This is a genomic window from Pantoea sp. M_10, from assembly GCF_008631515.1.
Taxonomy (GTDB): domain Bacteria; phylum Pseudomonadota; class Gammaproteobacteria; order Enterobacterales; family Enterobacteriaceae; genus Pantoea; species Pantoea anthophila.
Genome location: NZ_VWUL01000003.1, coordinates 295,278 through 312,119 on the forward strand (window position 1 = coordinate 295,278; position 16,842 = coordinate 312,119).

20 protein-coding genes are annotated in these 16,842 nt (G+C 47.3%); 8 read left to right on the forward strand and 12 right to left on the reverse strand.

Annotation, left to right across the window (positions count from 1 at the left end; all coding sequences use genetic code 11):
* Positions 1 to 2: 2 nt before the first annotated feature.
* From F3I47_RS11190 to F3I47_RS11210, 5 genes are read right to left on the reverse strand one after another with little or no spacing between them, the layout of a single operon-like run.
* Positions 3 to 344, reverse strand: coding sequence for a DUF5375 family protein (locus F3I47_RS11190; RefSeq protein WP_150028683.1), 342 nt, complete (start codon positions 342 to 344; stop codon positions 3 to 5).
* Entirely contained in the window at positions 331 to 597 is a 267-nt protein-coding gene (locus F3I47_RS11195; RefSeq protein ID WP_058781704.1) for a hypothetical protein, read from the reverse strand. Before F3I47_RS11195 ends, F3I47_RS11190 begins: the two co-directional genes overlap by 14 nt.
* Entirely contained in the window at positions 594 to 1,121 is a 528-nt protein-coding gene (locus F3I47_RS11200) for a host cell division inhibitor Icd-like protein (protein ID WP_150028682.1), read from the reverse strand. Before F3I47_RS11200 ends, F3I47_RS11195 begins: the two co-directional genes overlap by 4 nt.
* Positions 1,122 to 1,134: 13 nt before the next feature.
* A complete protein-coding gene (locus F3I47_RS11205; protein ID WP_150041132.1) occupies positions 1,135 to 1,383 on the reverse strand; it encodes a hypothetical protein in 249 nt (82 codons plus the stop codon).
* Complete coding sequence (locus F3I47_RS11210; RefSeq protein ID WP_085286551.1) at positions 1,380 to 1,637, reverse strand: AlpA family transcriptional regulator; 258 nt, start codon at positions 1,635 to 1,637, stop codon at positions 1,380 to 1,382. Before F3I47_RS11210 ends, F3I47_RS11205 begins: the two co-directional genes overlap by 4 nt.
* Before the next feature lie 519 nt (positions 1,638 to 2,156).
* Here F3I47_RS11210 and F3I47_RS11215 point away from each other — a divergent pair.
* Together F3I47_RS11215 and F3I47_RS11220 are read left to right on the forward strand one after the other, a co-directional pair.
* Positions 2,157 to 2,873, forward strand: coding sequence for a hypothetical protein (locus tag F3I47_RS11215; protein WP_150028681.1), 717 nt, complete (start codon positions 2,157 to 2,159; stop codon positions 2,871 to 2,873).
* Positions 2,870 to 3,121 (forward strand): ogr/Delta-like zinc finger family protein, encoded by a 252-nt coding sequence (locus F3I47_RS11220; protein WP_150028680.1) that lies wholly within the window; start codon positions 2,870 to 2,872, stop codon positions 3,119 to 3,121. The genes F3I47_RS11215 and F3I47_RS11220 overlap by 4 nt, the downstream gene beginning before the upstream one ends.
* A 381-nt stretch (positions 3,122 to 3,502) precedes the next feature.
* On the opposite strand, the gene F3I47_RS11225 is transcribed toward F3I47_RS11220, so the two are convergent.
* The 3 genes from F3I47_RS11225 to F3I47_RS11235 all read right to left on the reverse strand — a co-directional run bounded on the left by F3I47_RS11225 (position 3,503) and on the right by F3I47_RS11235 (position 8,379).
* Positions 3,503 to 4,717, reverse strand: coding sequence for a reverse transcriptase family protein (locus F3I47_RS11225; RefSeq protein WP_150041131.1), 1,215 nt, complete (start codon positions 4,715 to 4,717; stop codon positions 3,503 to 3,505).
* Between the two features lie 99 nt (positions 4,718 to 4,816).
* Entirely contained in the window at positions 4,817 to 6,913 is a 2,097-nt protein-coding gene (locus tag F3I47_RS11230; protein WP_150042068.1) for a retron Eco8 family effector endonuclease, read from the reverse strand.
* 365 nt (positions 6,914 to 7,278) lie between these two features.
* Positions 7,279 to 8,379 (reverse strand): nuclease, encoded by a 1,101-nt coding sequence (locus F3I47_RS11235; protein ID WP_150028779.1) that lies wholly within the window; start codon positions 8,377 to 8,379, stop codon positions 7,279 to 7,281.
* A gap of 226 nt (positions 8,380 to 8,605) precedes the next feature.
* On the opposite strand from F3I47_RS11235, the gene F3I47_RS11240 reads away from it, so the two are divergent.
* The 6 genes from F3I47_RS11240 (at position 8,606) to F3I47_RS11265 (ending at position 12,062) form a co-directional block, all read left to right on the forward strand.
* Positions 8,606 to 8,926, forward strand: coding sequence for a hypothetical protein (locus F3I47_RS11240; protein ID WP_150028677.1), 321 nt, complete (start codon positions 8,606 to 8,608; stop codon positions 8,924 to 8,926).
* Positions 8,927 to 9,454: 528 nt separating this feature from the next.
* Positions 9,455 to 9,982: a DUF2778 domain-containing protein gene (locus tag F3I47_RS11245; protein ID WP_150028676.1), complete on the forward strand. Its 528-nt coding sequence runs from the start codon at positions 9,455 to 9,457 to the stop codon at positions 9,980 to 9,982.
* The gene (locus F3I47_RS11250) at positions 9,951 to 10,211 is read left to right on the forward strand and encodes a hypothetical protein (RefSeq protein WP_009092310.1); all 261 of its coding nucleotides are present in this window, start codon (positions 9,951 to 9,953) and stop codon (positions 10,209 to 10,211) included. Before F3I47_RS11245 ends, F3I47_RS11250 begins: the two co-directional genes overlap by 32 nt.
* A gap of 140 nt (positions 10,212 to 10,351) precedes the next feature.
* Positions 10,352 to 10,708: a putative T6SS immunity periplasmic lipoprotein gene (locus F3I47_RS11255; RefSeq protein WP_150028675.1), complete on the forward strand. Its 357-nt coding sequence runs from the start codon at positions 10,352 to 10,354 to the stop codon at positions 10,706 to 10,708.
* Between the two features lie 131 nt (positions 10,709 to 10,839).
* Positions 10,840 to 11,265: a hypothetical protein gene (locus F3I47_RS11260; protein ID WP_150028674.1), complete on the forward strand. Its 426-nt coding sequence runs from the start codon at positions 10,840 to 10,842 to the stop codon at positions 11,263 to 11,265.
* 20 nt (positions 11,266 to 11,285) lie between these two features.
* Positions 11,286 to 12,062: a CDP-diacylglycerol diphosphatase gene (locus tag F3I47_RS11265; protein ID WP_150044122.1), complete on the forward strand. Its 777-nt coding sequence runs from the start codon at positions 11,286 to 11,288 to the stop codon at positions 12,060 to 12,062.
* Between the two features lie 34 nt (positions 12,063 to 12,096).
* Here F3I47_RS11265 and F3I47_RS11270 read toward each other — a convergent pair whose 3' ends face one another.
* The 4 genes from F3I47_RS11270 to F3I47_RS11285 all read right to left on the reverse strand — a co-directional run bounded on the left by F3I47_RS11270 (position 12,097) and on the right by F3I47_RS11285 (position 16,549).
* Positions 12,097 to 12,957 (reverse strand): ketose-bisphosphate aldolase, encoded by an 861-nt coding sequence (locus tag F3I47_RS11270; RefSeq protein WP_150028672.1) that lies wholly within the window; start codon positions 12,955 to 12,957, stop codon positions 12,097 to 12,099.
* 5 nt (positions 12,958 to 12,962) lie between these two features.
* Positions 12,963 to 14,387, reverse strand: a complete 1,425-nt coding sequence (locus F3I47_RS11275) for a PTS fructose transporter subunit IIC (RefSeq protein WP_150028671.1) — start codon at positions 14,385 to 14,387, stop codon at positions 12,963 to 12,965.
* Between the two features lie 113 nt (positions 14,388 to 14,500).
* On the reverse strand, positions 14,501 to 14,974 hold the full coding sequence (locus F3I47_RS11280; protein WP_052722456.1) for a PTS sugar transporter subunit IIA: 474 nt from the start codon (positions 14,972 to 14,974) through the stop codon (positions 14,501 to 14,503).
* Between the two features lie 15 nt (positions 14,975 to 14,989).
* Positions 14,990 to 16,549 (reverse strand): transcription antiterminator, encoded by a 1,560-nt coding sequence (locus F3I47_RS11285; protein WP_223812703.1) that lies wholly within the window; start codon positions 16,547 to 16,549, stop codon positions 14,990 to 14,992.
* Between the last annotated feature and the right edge of the window lie 293 nt (positions 16,550 to 16,842).

The following is a 16,842-nucleotide window of genomic DNA, read 5'->3' on the forward strand; positions in this document are numbered from 1 at the left end:
CCTCAGTGCAGCATGATGCGGCTGGCGGCCGCAAGCTGGCTGCGGAACAGCTCATCCATCATGGTGACGCCGAGCTGCGTCAGCCGCGGCGGCGCGGTCAGCAGGTCCGGCTCAACCATATCGCCCAGCATCGTGCAGGCCATCTCCATGCCTGCGTCCGGGCCGTGGCGGCGCACATAGAAGCCCTCCAGCTCAAGGGCAATGGCCATCTGAAGCTCATCGATCGTCGTTGACACGGTGATACCGAGGCCTTTGCAGGCGTTCAGGTAGCCCTGCGCCAGCGCGCGACGGTAAACGGCGGTGCGTACCTCGACGGGCAGGCAGGAGTGATTAACGGTCATCATGGCGGGCCTCCGTGGCTAACATGCGGGATTCACAGGTTTCAACAACTTTACCGAGCTGGTCGGTGAGCAGGGCAACGACCGAGGCCAGCGCCGCGCCGTCCGGCACGCAGCCGCGCGCGCTCATGCCATTCACCGAGTCGAACATATCGAGCACGGTCACGCCGACCGCGTGCGCGTGCAGCAGGCGCAGGTAGTCAGCGTGGGGAATAGGGTAGGTCTCACTGTTATTCAGGCGCTTAGTGAGCGTGTTCATGCGACTACCGCCTTAACCGGCAGACGGCCGGCAAAGGACAGGACGTAATCGCGGGCGAGGCTGGCGCGGGCGCTTCGCTCATCGCCAGCCACGGTGCGCAGCATGCAGGGACGTGCGGCGGCATCGGTGCGGCGTATGGCGGCAAAAATAAAGGTGAATTGAGAGTGAGCGGCAGTAAGGACCGTTGTCATGAGGACAATCTCCATTGAGTAGCGGTTGCTGCTACCACCGGAGTTCCTACGCTCATGGGTGGTAGCCCGGACGGGGGTAGGAATACCGGCCTCAATGGATACCGGCCAGCCCGAAGGCTGCCCCGCCCGGGCCACCATTACGCAGACGGCGCAACGGCGAAAGAACCGTTGCCCGGATAATGGGTGCACTGAGGCATAGACACAAAAAAAGACGCATGGCGCGTCTGGTGTCGCCATTGAGTAACACGGGTTCCTACGCCCGGCTGCCGATTTTGCGGCAGCACAAAAACTGTATAACGGCCGCTCGCCAGAGAAAAGCCTTTTTTCACACATCGGGGCGATTTCCTCAGCAACCGGTCAGGACGTGATCGGATTGCGGCGGATTTGATCGGAATTCCTCGTTCTCTTTCTTTTCAATCTGCTTTGCAGGCTTCGCTTTTTGACTCAGCACGGAGATATGGCCGTGCATCCCGCTGGTAAAGGCCGGTGCCGTGGCGGGTTTGCCGCTGACGGCTGCCGTCAGGCTTTCCGCGACAAAAGCGGCTTCTTCGCGGGTGAGAGGGTAAGTTTTCGTGCCGAAATTCAGCGTAATCATGCTGCACCTCCGGCGCGCTGCGCGATGCGGGCCTGCATCCAGCCGTCAATCTCTGATGCCAGCCAGGCGACGTTTTTACCGCCGAGGGAAATCTGCGACGGGAACTGCTCACGGCTGATTAAGTCGTAAATGGTCGAGCGTGACAGGCCGCAGGTGCTGATGACTTCCGGCAGGCGCATAAAGCGGTCGCGCGGAAAAACGGCATCGCGGGTTACGGGAATGGCGGGGGCCGGTACGGATGAAACTGCGTGCATGGTGTTACCTCTTTCTGGGTCCGGTCGGTGCTGTCCGGTTACGGTGGTGTCTTCAGGTAACCCCCTATTCTGGTTATATTTTCGGTGAAGTAAACAACCCCCTGTCTGCTGAAAAATGAGCAAAAAGCACTTCTCTTACCTCCTGTTTGCCTCTGTTTGCCAGTAACTGCCAGTGATTGCCTTTTAAGAGCTTTCAGCGATTAAAACGCCCTTATTAATAGAATTAAAATCTGAAAATGCTCGCCAGAATAAAGCTGATGTCTGAGAAGGCGTGAACACCGGTGAATACTCAGTGAAGACTTAATTTTAAAGTATTCTCTGCTTTAGTGACTGTATTTATTGTCTTTTTTGTCTCAGTGAATACCAGTGAACAGTTATATAAGAAATATTATCAGTTAAGGTGCATCCTCTACCGGTTATGCCCTTGTTTGTTCATCGACAGGCGGAAAGCAATGAAATGCGCTGTCCTGTGGTACACGACAGAATGGCCTCATCCTTTACAGACGATGAGAGACAATCATGACCACCCCGGAACAGAAACCTGCATCACTGGAACGCTTCGAGAAAGCCCACGCTGAACATACCGAAAGGATGAAAGCCTATAACGGCATCTGCGCCGATATCGCCCGCTGTGAAAAAGAACAGCAGGCAGCCATCGAGGCAGGGAAAGAGGCCGAGAGTAACTGGCGCACGAGCTTTCGCAACCTGCGAGGCAATCTCACCGACGAGCTGCGCGCCGAACATTCTCAGCGCATCGCCAGCCGTGAACTGGCCGATGAGTTCGGCGGGCTGCTTAAAGAGCTGGCGCTGGATAAGCAGGAGGCTATGCTGAAATGCTGCGGCAGTGGTAAAGAGTATGTTGAATCGCACCTGGAGGCTTTTACCGGGTTCGCGGATGCGCACTGGCAGTCAGCCCTGCGTAACGTAAGTCCGTCGCTGCTTTGGGCCATTAAGCTGCGTCTCCGTCGTGAAGAGCTTTCCCCGACGTTTGCCGGAGACGACCGGGATGGGATTAAAGACGTGGCTTATCTGGTCGGAGAAGCGCTGACGCGGGCGGCTGCTGCTCTGCCAGACAGCATACTAAATGAGGCTCCGCTGCTGGAAAATATTGGTCTGTATCGCCCGCCGCTTACGGGCATTGATATGGAGCTTTACCGCCATCCTATGCGCCGCCAGAAGCTGGCTGAATCAATCCGAATGCAGCGTGCAAAGCTTCAGGAGGGCAGCCAGAAATGATGCACTGTCCATACTGCAAAAGCGCGGCACACACCAAATCGAGCCGCTATATGTCAGAGCAGGTGAAAGAGCGGTATCATCAGTGTACTAATCTGGACTGTTCCTGCACCTTCAAGACGAATGAGAGCATTACAAAGGTGATCACCGCACCGCCACAACCGGAAAAAGTACCGGCACCACCACCGGAACCGGTAAGAGACCGCCATACGCTGGGCCGTTATGGTTCTGCATTCCGCCAGGTTCATTAGTGCCGCACAGCCGCTGCCCGACCAGCGGCTTTTTTATGTCTGTACTCTGTCTTTCTGAAACCCTTTTTCTGGCAAGCAGCTTTATAAAGAGCCGTGCATGCATAGCGTGCATGGATCTGCATGCAAAATCATGTACCACTTTCCCCCGCTCAGGCCATACAGAGCGCGGCTCGGCCCATAGCATGCACCTGCATGAAAAGCGATGCATAAAGCGGGCAGGCGTGGCGGGGATAGCATTGCGCGCGAAGGCTCTATAAATTAATGAAACTTTGCTCTTTAGGCATAAGTTAAAGGAAGGGGGAAGGATGCTATAAAAAGGGAATTTCGCAATGAAAAATTTTTACATTTTAGTCAAGTTTTAATTCTCCCTGATAACTAGGTCTATAATGTTTTTGAAAAATCTTCAGGAGGATTTTTATCTAAATAAAAATCCAATTCGCTCAGCAATAGTTTGTATTTTTCAATCGTTGAATCATTGCATGCTTGATGTTTTTCAGAATGCTTTAGTATTGCTATGATGTAAGAGCGATACCCAATTATTTTATTGACTAACAATGTTTTACAATAACTCTCGATGAATTTTTTCTTAGGCGGGTAACGGAATTTTTGCTTTTTTATGTTAAAGGAAAAAACTTTTTCCATAATTTCTCTTGAAGATATATTGACATTTTTTGTTAAAAATATAAATTTCTTTAATGTTGATATTTTTTTATTGGAAATTCTAAACTCAAAGTGGGGAGACGTTTCTTTAATAGTGGGGTTGCTGTTGGATAAAGTATATCCATTCAAAGAAATCGTATGTTTTCTTTTAATGGTTTTCTTAGTGTTTAAATGCAACCCTTTGAGGCTAAGCAAAATAGCTACCTCTTTCATAAAGGTTTCGGAAAAAACAAAATCACTATCTTTTTTGGATGAAAATAGCATGTCATCAGCGTATCTGGAGTATTGAATGTTATGCCTAGCACAAAACTCTTGTATTTTTATATCAAAGTCACGCATGTAAATATTTGAAATGATAGGTGAGGTTGGGAAGCCTATCGGTAAGATGGTATTGCCCTTTTCAGTAGTGTTCTTGGAAGCTAAAGGTATTTTGTAAGTGACAAGGTTCATGAATGACTTAATAATTAGCTGATCTTTGTCAGTATCAATAAACTCATTTTCAAAATACACTGAAAGCATTTTCTCAAGCTTCTTTAAGTCTATGGAATGAAAGAAGTTTTTTATATCAAGTCTTACAAAATTATAATTACCGATATGGATGGTGAAAAAATCTAAATAGCTTCTTTTAGGTACGAAGGCAAATGCTGAGTTATTGATCTCAATCTGAGATAAAATTTTTTCAATTAAAGCACATTGGGCTGTTGTTATTTCAGGTGAGTTTTTTATAGCGTAAAAATATCTACCTTTAACAGGTATCTCTTGTATGAACTTATCTTCTATTTCAGGGATGATATTTTTTTTGTAAACGCTTTGACTAGCTAATAATTTTTTAAACTGCGCGGCGTTTATTTTCAACATGATAGTTAGACCAGTTGGCATTTTAATAAAAAAGCTTCGCCCTGATACAAAGAACATCTTTTCACGTGTCGTGAACACTAAAAGTGCGACCAGTAACCCCTGTGACGCCTAGGAGGAAGCTGGTAGCTATAGGGCTAGGCAAGTCCAGCTTGCGCCACCAAATGGCCCCTATCCCTATCAGGTGCGAAGCCTGTTTAATATACTATATAATTCAGGGAAATACACACTAAATTTTCTTTCAAACCCTTCTTCAGGCTCTGATTTTTCTATTTCTTCAATAGCGAAATTCAAGAATTTTGTGACCCAACCGCTTGTTTTGTCAGTCTTATCTCCATATTTCAAAAATGCTCTTTCAGTAATTTTTAACACTCTTCTGGCTGCATGGTGAGTATAACGATTAGAGCTTTTTTCTTTGGATTCAATTTGACCAAATTTGGTAAGTATTTCCGATTTACCATTAAAAATTATTCTTAGAAACGAAATTAATATTTTCTCTGAGAATGCACTAGAGGTAGCTAACCTATTGATTATACTTGAAGCATCAATCTGGTGTTCGTGGCTAAGCCATTTAAAAAATAGGCTTGAGGAGTGTTCATTTATTAAGCATCCTTCGAAGGTGGTTGATAGGAAAATAATGTTCTTTTTAGACGAGTAAGTGCTAACTGCAAGAGTAAGCTTGTCAATCGCTAGTTGGCTAGAGTCAGTAAAAAAATGACTACTTTTATTATAATCAAAGAATGCTTCATCGAATGATTCAATATCTTTTAAAGATCTTGCTATTTGCTTGTATTCATCACTAAACCCTCTTTCGTACTTCTTTATTTCTTCTTTTAATTGTGTTGGTTTGAAACTAAAAAGCTCTCCATTTTTCTTTAGATTTATTACTGCTTTTTTATTAGAAAACTTGAAATCGAATGCTTTATCCATATCGAAGACATATAAAAAAGGTATTGAAGTGTTATTTATATTTGGATTTAAATTGAAAAGATTCACAGTGCTACTTGTCTTATAAATGTCGACTTTGTCTAAGAAAGCAAATTTTTTAATGAGTTTTCGATTAGAGAATGCCTCAATCTCAGTTTCACCCTCAACAAAAAGAATAAAATTTCCAAAAAAAAGTCTACTTTCATTATCACTGAAAGTGTTAATGAATTTTTCGTCTGAGAATTGCGATCTCATATAAGAAAAGCATGTATTATTATGAGCATCCTTTGTAAAATGCAGAACTTGCTGCCGTTCCTTGAACATTTTTAATGTTATTTTTGTAATGTGAGGTGAGTGGGTAGAGAACAATATTTTGGGATATGGAGTCGCATATCTTCCTTTCTGACGCTCTGTTGATGTTTTACTGAAAGAGGTAAAGTTATCATGTAACCTTAACATTAGTTCCTCACATGCTTTAGGATGCAAACCTGTTTCTGGTTCATCTATAAAGACTATAGGTGAGATAAACTCGCGCCTAGTAAGAGATATCAAAAGATTCAAAAATATATTAATAAATTCAAAAGAATTAGTGCCATCTGATTGTGTTCCGAGATCTTGACCATCAATATTGAATGTTTGGCCTTTGATTCCTATTCTGACAAAATTTAATACTTTTTCTCTATAGCTATATTTAGTTGTTTTAGTTATCTCTTGAATTTTTGAAATGTAATCTTTGTAACCTAAGCTATTTTCAGATATCCGACTATCAATAAAATCAATTAGCTCATCCGTTTTTAGTTTTTCAACTTTGAAAGATTTTAGTCTGCTGACTAACAGCCATAATTTATTCCAGTCATATAAATCAATATGACGTGTTTCGATGTCAAAAAAAGGAAATAAATAACCAATTAATTTTATTTTTTTATAATCGCTAGTTGACCATTTTATAGATTCATCTTTATTCACAAATAGAGTCAGTTTTATAGAGTCTGAAAAAAGTTCTTTTTGTCCTAGAAAGATCAGATCCTTGTGACTGTCTTCATTAAAAAATGTATTATAGATATGTTTTGTAAAATCAGTTTTCTTGGATCTGCTTGAGGTAACGATACTTTTTATTCTTGAAAGGTCATACTCAATAGTAATGCTACCAAATGAACTGTAATTCGAATTTAAAGGGGGTGGTAACACTTTTCGACCTTCAATCTTTTGGTAAAAAAAACGAAGTAGCTTAAGTAAATTTGATTTTCCGCTGTTGTTTTTACCTATTATACAGTTCAAGTCCTTGATTTCATTAATAAGCAATGAATTGTAAGATAATAAATTGCTGATTTTAATGGATTTTACTGACATGGCATTGAATCCAAATATTAAACATAAATTAAAGTAACATATGTGAAGAAGATTTTAAATGGGGTCATTATGGTGGTCAGGTAAGCAATATGGTTTTTTTTATATAGTTTTTTCAATGTCTTGTGTTGTTTTTCTAGTCCGGCCTTCGCACTAAACATGCAAGTTCAAGTCACTTAAGGACGGCTTTTTTTATCTGAGTTTTTGCTGAAAAAAGCGCTCACTAAATTAATCCCAAGCTGATTCTCTTATAAAGCAGAAAAGAAGTCTGGTACTGATAATATAATGATTTCATCAATATCCAGAATAATAATAAACCCTCAATTTTCGAAAGAACTTTTATATCAATAGGATACGTAATAAATAGACTACCATTCAGCATTCCAGCTTTTGAAAGAGAGCTTTAATTTTTCAATGGTATGGCGCCATTTTGGCGTTGTAGGTTTGCAGACGGTATTTTGATTGCCGAAAAAACCAACCTCATTGATGGCGTCCTGCTCGCTTCTGGTCTCCAGCCATTTCACAGCAACAAAATACTCGGACTTATCGGGGTCATCAGCATTCTTACGATAAAGCTCTCTGAACTTCAGCACATCCATAGCCAGCTTTTCACCCTCTTCGGTATTTACAGTGAAGCTGCTGGCAGGCTCAACGCCACTCTGCACAATACCTACACCGACATAACCCGTTGCAGGAATTTTTACCCATACACGATTACCGGGCTGAAGTTGTTTTAAAGTCTGACTATACCAGCTTCCGCCACCCGCGCTGATAAAACCGTAACCGCGAGCCTCGTCCCAATTGCGACTATGTGGGTCGCCAAACGAGACGTAAAACTCACCGTTCCAGGGTTCCTTTGCACTGGCGCCTGAAGCCGTGGCCTGTGCTGCGTTGGTTTGTGTTTCACTCGGATCGATAAGCCAGGCACGGCTCAGGAACTGATCGCCGCCGTGCTGAAATACTTTGAAGAAGAGAACGTTTATGGAGATCCCATTCTTACTAAGGTAGTCAACGATTCGTTCGGTTGATGGGTCCAGCTCCGCCGCGACAATAATGATCTGATGCGACTGATTCAGAGACTCTTCTTCCAGCTCAGTATTAAAGCGCTGCCTGAATGCGTCGCCGAGCTTACCTCCGCCTGAGAATTTTTCATAAATCTGCGACAAACGGTCGGCGGTCAGATCATCCACCCAGGAAGCGTAATCCAGCGCCTGCGCGACCACCTCACGCGGTGTGCGGTCGCGTTTAAGCTCAATCAGGATCAGTGAGGCATCGGGTGCTATTGCCAGCAGATCGATACGCCCTTTATCAAGCGTATTTTCCTGATGGCCAATAATCATCCACTGATCGGAGAGGATGGTGGGATCGTTTAAGATCATATTCTCCAGCAGTTGCTCACTGGCGAGTTTACTAATGGTTAACGGCTGTGGGTTATCGCCCACCCGCCAGATAGCATGATGAACTGGCATCATCTGATCCTTAGTTTAATGCTGCATCTTTTAGCGCGTTCGCCAGATGGAGCTGAGTGCTCAGGTCGGGTTGTAGAAAGTCACAATTAACACTAAATCTTCTAATTTTGCTAATAATTTTCTTCTGTTCTTTGATCGGTTTTAACAGCAAGATAAAGCTTCTGTCTTTGTTTGTATTGAACTCTTTCAAAGATAATATTGATTATCTTTTCATATGGAGCTACTTATGCCAGCGTTAAAATTCACAGCCTCTCTGCTAGCTCTTAGCCTGTTTTCCACTGCTGTTTTAGCTGATGAGGCACACGTATGTCGTTCGGCCTCATTGCCCCAATCCAGCAGTGCAGCAACATTGTCTGATAATACCCAGTTTACCTGTAGTAGTGATATCTCCGGCACCGTGCCTGTTTTGTCCAAAGCAGGCTGGAAAGTCACTCATGTTCTGGAACAGTCAGATATGTCAGCTTTATCCTCTATGAAATCTGGTAAAATGCCACCTAACCCGGAGGATTTAACCAAAACGTATTGGATGATCATCATTCAAAAATGATTTATCAGTATTAAAAATGAAACGTATATTCGAGATGTATTGTTTTGCGAATATATAATGTTGGGAGCATGTCAATGTTAACTGTTTGAATGTACTGCTCCCTTCATGATTTTTTACCTGCTCCAGATTGTTTTACGCAGCGTAAAGTCAGCTATGCCTGATAAGCTACATGGGAATATTTAAATAAAGGTTTTTACGAGTCAATATTCCCTGCTATATCGAATCTCAAAACGGGGTTTCTGAAAAGAAACTCTGTCTTGACTACACTATCTTCGCTGTGACTATTTGCAATTTACGCAGGTTATCTTTCAGAAGAATTATAAATGGTTTCACTTACATGTAGCGCTAATTTATAGATTCTCATTGGCGGTTATAGCACTTTAGCGAATCAGGAAGACAGTGTTTAAGAAGGATATCACTAAATTATGATTGTGCATAATATCGAAGGCAGATCAATTTCTTTTCATGACGAGGCATTATGATAAATCACGTTCTTAAATAAATTCATTAAAACAAAAGGAGCCAGAAATGGCATTAAAAGGAAAGTTCACTGTTAATGATGCCGATTACTCCCCTTTACTCATCTATGGAATAGGCACGTTTATGGCTTACTCTGGTAACAGTGAATATCGCAATCGTGCAGGATGTATTGCAGTCCCGGATAATGGACCGATACCTGAGGGGGTATATCACATCGTTAAACGCCCTACGGGTGGCTGGAAAGGCATAATCAGGACAGACATGCACGATTTCTACTCTTGGCTGGGATCAACGCCAGTCATCAGGTATGAATGGTTTGCTTTGTATCGTGATGATGGAAAGATAGATGATCATACGTGGGTAAATAACGTAAAGCGAGGTAACTTCAGGCTACATCCTCGCGGCCCACTGGGTGTCTCTTTAGGCTGCATCACATTGCAGCACAGAACTGATTTCATCGCGATTCGGCAGGCTTTACTCTATACACCACAAGTAAAATTACCTAATGGGCTAATGACTTATGGAAAAATTGAGGTGGTTTTAAATGGAAGCAAAACGTGTCCCGGCAGGGTTTAGAATCCTTATCGCAGTGTCCTTGTTTGTCATTACTTTTCTTATTGCAAGGCCATCAGATCCCTCTTCAGAAGGAGAGCAGCAGTTTTGGACAGCGTTAGCAAAGCTATTCAATCAACGTGATATTGAGGGGTTTGTGGGGGTGGCGCTATTAATCATCTGTACAGTGGTAACGCTCATCGGTTATCAGATCATCGTCAGAGTGATTGAGAAGAGAGTTAATAAGAGATGATTTTTCTGATGACTAAAACCATTATGGTAACCACAATATTCTGTTTTCAGCAAAGATAACTCTATTTTGATCCATGAAGTGGGCTTACGTAGCAACATCTCCCTTTATCAGAAAATCGTAACAGGGAAGGAGCGGTAAACATGAAAAAAAGAATGTGGCTGGGAGCTCTATTTCTCTTAACGGGATGCCCGGGGCCGGGCGATCGAATGGTGGAGCGTGAATCTGCGACGGCATTTCTGAAAGATAATCAGGTTTGTGTCGTGTCGCTACTGGCACCACAGGAAAGGATCACCGCCATTCAAATCAACAGCGAAAAAAGTGACTCCCTCCATAAGATTTTTGATGAAAAGCCTGTTTATGGTCCAAAAGGTGAGTGCCTGCCTCTATTCGGCTTTAAGTTCACAGCGGGAGAACGTTACTACTTCGCTTATGATGTTCAGTCTGATAAATCAGGATCGCATTTAGTCACCGCTGAATTCTCTTATCCCAAAGGATAAGAGAGCAGAATGCCCGCTCTGCGTCAGTTCAATACACCTATGCCACCAAGCCAGGCTTAACGATTTTACATCTGTGTTTGTCAGGGGCTCAGTAATTATGAGATATCACTTTCATTCATAGGGACGAAGCGATGAAAAATGTCTTTAAGTGGCTTGCATTAGTGGTTGCTACCGTCCTTATTCTCCTGGGGTTATTTGTCTGGCTCGTAGCTTCAGGCTCTGATAAAACGACTGTTTACACGGAAAAGTATTTCTTCAGCTATCACACGCTCACGCAAAAAGACATCGAAAACGCCCCGCGAATAACGGACAACTACTATTTTGAGGCGCACCCCGGAGACGGCTATTCTCCTTCAAATAGCATCATATTCAAGGGTGCTACAGATACGTCTTCACTCCACGCTTATCTCGAAAAGCTGGGATACGTGAAGCAAAAACGCAGTCTGGGGGAGAAGGAAATATGGGCGAAGCCCGATCAGCTGGACGGGGATCTGTTCTATCTTTACTTCAACCCCATAACCCACGAGATTGAGCTGACCAGGGTTCTGAATAATTGAGACGCCTGAACAAAAAATTGTTGTGGCGATGCCGGCCTCTGTCGCTGGTCATCGCGCTGCTGCTCACAGGATGCGCCCGCTCTGACGCGCTGTGGACGGTCACGCGTGACCTCTGCATGAATAACTATCACTACCGACGCGATCCGGCACCCTGCCAGCAAATCTATCTGCCGCAGGACAACACTCAGGGCTACAGCATCATCCAGAATCCCCGCCACAGGCTGCACTTTATTCTGGTGCCGACGGTGGCGATGTCCGGCATTGAGAGCATTGCGCTATCACGCCCCGGACGTCCCGATTATTTCGGCTACGCCTGGTTAATGCGTTATCGTCTGATGGCGGCCTATGGGGCTACCGTGCCTGAAGATCGGCTCGGCATGGCGCTCAATTCCGCTTATGGCCGCAGCCAGAATCAACTGCATATTCATCTGACCTGCCTGCGTGAAGATGTCTATCGTCAGCTTCAGGCCGAGCGCCCCTTTATTCATGATGACTGGCGCCCCTTACCCGATCGTTTGCTGAATCACACCTACTATGCCCGTCGCGTCATGCAGCCGACGGCGATGGGGATCTATCCTGTCTCCTCTGTGGCACGCCATTTCCATCTCTCCTCGCCGCAGCTGGCGGAGTCTGGCGTGGCGCTCATCCCGGCGACGTTCTCGGGAGAAAAAGGGTTTATCCTGCTAACCACCCGGCGCGGCTGGGATAAGGGCAATCGGGCTTCTGTTGAGTCGCTACTGGATAAACGCTGCGCTATTCTCTCCGCGCCGCCCGCTGACGTTTCAGCCGCAGAGTAACTAAACCTCATCCCAGCCATCCATCACCAAACCCTTACCGATACAAAGCCGCTTTCCCCACCGAACTGAACAGCGCCATCTTCGCCGCGATCACTTCACCCGCCGCCTGCATCGGTTTTACAAACAGCGCATTAGGTTCGTGTCCGCCCTGTTTCAGCTCGTGCTCCAGCGCCACGAAAAACGCCTTCTTCATATCGCTGGAGATGTTGATCTTACCGACGCCATAACGAATCGACTCCGCCACCTCGCTGTCTTTATTACCCGAACCGCCATGCAGCACCAGCGGGATATCCACCACCTTCCGGATCTGCTGCAGACGCTCGATATCCAGCTTCGGCTGCTTGCCTTTGGGGTAGAGGCCGTGCGAGGTGCCGATAGCGACCGCCAGCGTGTCGGTGCCGGTCTCGCGCACAAAGGTCTCAGCCTGCTGCGGATCGGTATAGAGAATCTCGTTGCTGCCGCCTTCGCCGCTGCCTTCTGCCACCCCGATGGTGCCCAGCTCCGCTTCCACGGAGACATTCACCGCGTGGGCGATCTCCACAATCTTCTTCGTCAGCGCAATGTTCTGCTCAAAAGAGTGAGAGGAGGCATCCATCATCACCGAGGTAAAACCGGCGTAAATCGCTTTCATCACCTCTTCCAGCGTGCGGCCATGGTCCAGATGGATCACCACCGGCACCCGTGCCTGAATCGCCAGCGTCCGCAGATAGCCGATAAACTCCGGGCCGGTAAACGCCATCTCATCAGGGTGGATCTCCAGAATCAGCGGTGAATCCAGTCGCTCGGCTGTCTCAACCGCGACGCGTCCAAACTCAGCGCTGGCGATGTTAAACGCACCCACGCCAAACTGATGCTGACGGGCCACGCTGAGCAGGTCTTTCATGTTGTAAAGCATAGGTTTTATCCTTGTTTTGCAGGAAGAGAAATATCTTTTTTCAGGAACAACAGGATCAGCGCCGTCAGCAGACTGCCTGCGGCAATCGCAAACAGATAACCCATGACGTTGCTGATCACGTTAGGAATGAAGATGACGAAGATGCCGCCATGTGGAGCGCGGGACGCGCAGCCCAGCATCATCGACAGCGCGCCCGCTAAGCCGGAGCCCGCGACAATCGCCGGGATGACGCGCAGCGGATCGGCGACCGCGTACGGGATCGCGCCTTCGGTAATGAAGGAGAGGCCGAGGATGTAGGTCACCTTGCCGGTTTCCCGCTCCTGCTCAGTAAACTTGCGGCGGAAGAGGGTGGTCGCCAGTGCGATACCCAGCGGCGGCACCATGCCCGCCGCCATACAGGCGGCAATCGGGCCATAAATGCCGCTCGACATCAGGCCAATCGCAAACATACAGACGGTTTTGTTCAGCGGGCCGCCCATATCAAAGGCCACCATCATGCCGAACAGCAGGCCCAGAATGGCCGCATTGGTGTTACCCAGCGAACTGAGGAAGGCGGTCAGCCAGCCGAGCAGCATCTTGATCGGCTCACCAATCAGCAGCACCATCAGTGCGCCGGTCAGCAGCACGCTCAGCAGCGGCACGATTAAAATGGGCTTCAGCCCGGCGACCGCTTTGGGCAGGTGGATATGGTTGTTCATGAGCAGCGTGATGTAGCCCGCCAGGAAGCCGGCAATCAGCGCACCAAGAAAGCCGGAGCCGGTGTGGATCGCCATCATCCCGCCCACGGCCCCCGCCACGATGCCCGCTTTACCGCTGATCGACTGGCTGATGCCCAGCGCAAGAATCGGCAGCATCAGGGCAAAGGCGGAGCCGCCGCCGATGTCAGAAAGCATCTTCGCTATCGGGCTGAAATGTGCGTCCCCTGGTGTGGCCGCCGTAATCCCGAAGGAAAAACTCAGCGCGATCAGAATGCCGCCCGCCACCACAAACGGGATCATCAGGTTCACACCGGTGATGAGGTGGACATAAATCTCCGACGCCCAGGAGCGGGAAGCAGACGCCTCTCTGGCCGCAGAAGCCGGTTCCGCAGCGCCGGTCGGTGACACAGATTCGACCAGCTTCGGTGCCAGCTCGCCGTTGACGATGGCGCTTAACAGACCTTCCGCATCTTTCGCCGCACGAGTGACGGGCACTTCAATCACGTTTTTATGCTGAAAGCGTGCCATCTCAACTTTTTTATCTGCGGCAATCAACACCACGTCAGCCTGATGAATATCGTCGTCGCTGAGAATATATTCGCTTTCTATGGCACCCTGGGTTTCCACTAATACATTCAGCCCCAGTTTTTTCGCCGCTTTTTTTAAATTACTTTCGGCAAGGTAGGTGTGGGCAACACCTGTAGGACAGGCGGTAATGGCAATAATGTTCATAAACGTTCTCCGGTAAAAGGAAACGATTTTATTTTTATCTTTTTAACGACGGATGGATGGCGACTGTCTGAAAACCTCCTTACTGTTTTATTTTGTCAGTATCTCCCTGTTATTCAGGCTCCCGAGCGGGACAGGAGTAAATGAAACATCTCTTCGCGATGCTCTGTATTCAATAATTGTTCAACCACCTCTTCGTCACCGAGGGCAATGGATATTCTGGCGAGCATTTTTATATGGCCGACATCTTTATCGGACTCTTTAACCGCGAAGAGGATCACCAGCCGCACCCGGGTGCCGTCGATGGTCTCCCAGGGAATATCCTGGCGTAAGCGTCCGACGGCAATCCGGGTTTTAACGACGGCAGCCGATTTACCGTGCGGAATGGCAATATGATTTTCAAATCCGGTTGAGCCTAACTCCTCGCGCAGATAAACATCTCTCAGAAAAGCGGCTTTATCCGTGACCGCCCCGGTCTGGCAGAGCAGGTCGGTCAGCTGAGAAATAATCTGCTCTTTGGTCTGGCAATCGACATCGAGAATAATGCACTCTTCTTTAAGCACTTCATTAATCGCCACGGCTGTCGTCATTTTATTTCTCCATCATTAATTAATTGAGTTCGATACCAGACATTCGGTAACCCTGGCGATATCTTTCGCCGAAAAGAGAGCGGAGACATACACCACCGGCTTTTCCAGCGGTTCCAGCCGGATAGTCGAGATCACCACGTCGCACGCCTGTCGCTTCAGGGAGTCCGCGATATTTTTACCGGGCACAATGTCGATAATTTGCCAGTCAGGAAAGGCGCGCAGGATCCGTCCGTAAAGCAGCTGCGAGGTACCCAGGCCGCTGGAGCAGACCAGCAGCACCCGCTTTACCTTAATGCTGTTTTCGATGGCCGCCTGAATATGCACGGTGAGATAGGCCACCTCATCGTCACTGATTTCATCCAGCTGATACTCCTGCGTCAGCTCCCGGATCACCGCTTTGACAGCGGCGAACACGGTGCCCAGTTCGGTCTGGATATCGTGCAGCAGCGGATTTTTAATCCGGATGTGATATCTGAGGCGGTTCAGCATCGGCTTGATGTGTGAAGTCAGCGAAGCCTGCAGCTTCGGATCGGTGGTGATGGCGATGTTGATCCGCTGCGCCACCCGGTCGATCAGCGCCGCCGCAAAGCGGGTTTCCCGTTCTGAAATCAGCGCATCATCGTGCCGATCGGCATCGCCGCCCGCCTTACCGGACGACACCAGATACTGATAGATGGAGTGCGCCTCCTCGGCGACCAGTAGCGTGTTGTAAGCCGTCTCGATGCGCTCTATGACCGCCAGTGAAACCTGCCAGGCGTGCGGATCGCTGACCCGGTTCATGACCACGGCGCGGGCGTCCGGGCTGTGCATCGGTGAGTGGCTGCGGTGAATCAGCACCAGAACGTGGGTGAACAGATTAATGTAGTAAGGATCGCTTATCGTATAGTGCAGCTGCTGTTCAATAAAATTGATGAGCTGCAGGGTGAAATGGACAGCCTGCTGACCAAATTTCTCTGAAAGCTCCTGCAGCGTGCTTTCATCCAGGCGGCTCTCCATCATGTCCTGACGGTTGTAGATCGATTTTAATACCAGCGCTTTCATCGCCAGGCGAATATTCTGGTCACTGCCTTTAATGCTGGTGCCGGTACGACTTTTTAATAAGGTTAAATTAAACTGATGTAACCAGGTGTCTAATGTTTTTAAATCATTCACTATTGATGCGCGGCTGATAAAATATTTATCGGCCAGCTCACTGATTGACGAACTTCGGGGTGAGAGCATTAACAGATCGGAGGCTATTTTTAGCATTCTGACGTTACTGCTGAAATCGTCCACCTCCGCAGAAAAAATCCGTCGGGCCGCTATTTCGGAAGTGGCGTCAGCAAATTTAATTGTGATGCCTCTCCCACTTTTACCGCTCAGTGTGATCCCCTGGTCAGCGAGTTTTTCATTAATATCGGCAATGTCGCGGCGTAACGTTCTTGGCGTGATGGCCGTTTTTTCTGAAATAGCGCGCAGGCTCACATAACTGTTATGAGAAATAAGCTGTCGCATAATGGTCAGTTGCCGTTCTGTCAGCGCCTTCATCATCTTCAGGTTCCGCTTAATCAGTTCTTCGCCTTTGGGAGTTATCATCTAAGCAAAGGCACCAGACCCTGTAAATATTAAAACATGGCCACAACCCGAGGGTCTGGCTGACCACCTGACCGCGGGTTCTGGAATAACAGAGACGAGATGAACGGTCAGGGAGAAGGCTGATTGGGTGTGATGGTCATTGTGATGGCGACGGGCAGATTTGCCGGATGGCGGACAGCTATGCGGCAGGTGGCACACCAGCGAAAGCATCAGCCTCTGAATACGGGAGCGTTTTTATCTGCTCTCATCAGTTGCCTGAAGCCGCACGTTGATGCTTCAGGCAACCTCAGAGG

Coding starts and splice junctions, on each gene's coding strand:
- F3I47_RS11190 (WP_150028683.1), bottom strand. CDS start 344: ATGATGACCGTTAATCACTCCTGCCTGCCCGTCGAGGTACGCACCGCC.
- F3I47_RS11195 (WP_058781704.1), bottom strand. CDS start 597: ATGAACACGCTCACTAAGCGCCTGAATAACAGTGAGACCTACCCTATT.
- F3I47_RS11200 (WP_150028682.1), bottom strand. CDS start 1,121: ATGTGTGAAAAAAGGCTTTTCTCTGGCGAGCGGCCGTTATACAGTTTT.
- F3I47_RS11205 (WP_150041132.1), bottom strand. CDS start 1,383: ATGATTACGCTGAATTTCGGCACGAAAACTTACCCTCTCACCCGCGAA.
- F3I47_RS11210 (WP_085286551.1), bottom strand. CDS start 1,637: ATGCACGCAGTTTCATCCGTACCGGCCCCCGCCATTCCCGTAACCCGC.
- F3I47_RS11215 (WP_150028681.1), top strand. CDS start 2,157: ATGACCACCCCGGAACAGAAACCTGCATCACTGGAACGCTTCGAGAAA.
- F3I47_RS11220 (WP_150028680.1), top strand. CDS start 2,870: ATGATGCACTGTCCATACTGCAAAAGCGCGGCACACACCAAATCGAGC.
- F3I47_RS11230 (WP_150042068.1), bottom strand. CDS start 6,913: ATGTCAGTAAAATCCATTAAAATCAGCAATTTATTATCTTACAATTCA.
- F3I47_RS11235 (WP_150028779.1), bottom strand. CDS start 8,379: ATGCCAGTTCATCATGCTATCTGGCGGGTGGGCGATAACCCACAGCCG.
- F3I47_RS11240 (WP_150028677.1), top strand. CDS start 8,606: ATGCCAGCGTTAAAATTCACAGCCTCTCTGCTAGCTCTTAGCCTGTTT.
- F3I47_RS11245 (WP_150028676.1), top strand. CDS start 9,455: ATGGCATTAAAAGGAAAGTTCACTGTTAATGATGCCGATTACTCCCCT.
- F3I47_RS11250 (WP_009092310.1), top strand. CDS start 9,951: ATGGAAGCAAAACGTGTCCCGGCAGGGTTTAGAATCCTTATCGCAGTG.
- F3I47_RS11255 (WP_150028675.1), top strand. CDS start 10,352: ATGAAAAAAAGAATGTGGCTGGGAGCTCTATTTCTCTTAACGGGATGC.
- F3I47_RS11260 (WP_150028674.1), top strand. CDS start 10,840: ATGAAAAATGTCTTTAAGTGGCTTGCATTAGTGGTTGCTACCGTCCTT.
- F3I47_RS11270 (WP_150028672.1), bottom strand. CDS start 12,957: ATGCTTTACAACATGAAAGACCTGCTCAGCGTGGCCCGTCAGCATCAG.
- F3I47_RS11275 (WP_150028671.1), bottom strand. CDS start 14,387: ATGAACATTATTGCCATTACCGCCTGTCCTACAGGTGTTGCCCACACC.
- F3I47_RS11280 (WP_052722456.1), bottom strand. CDS start 14,974: ATGACGACAGCCGTGGCGATTAATGAAGTGCTTAAAGAAGAGTGCATT.
- F3I47_RS11285 (WP_223812703.1), bottom strand. CDS start 16,549: ATGATAACTCCCAAAGGCGAAGAACTGATTAAGCGGAACCTGAAGATG.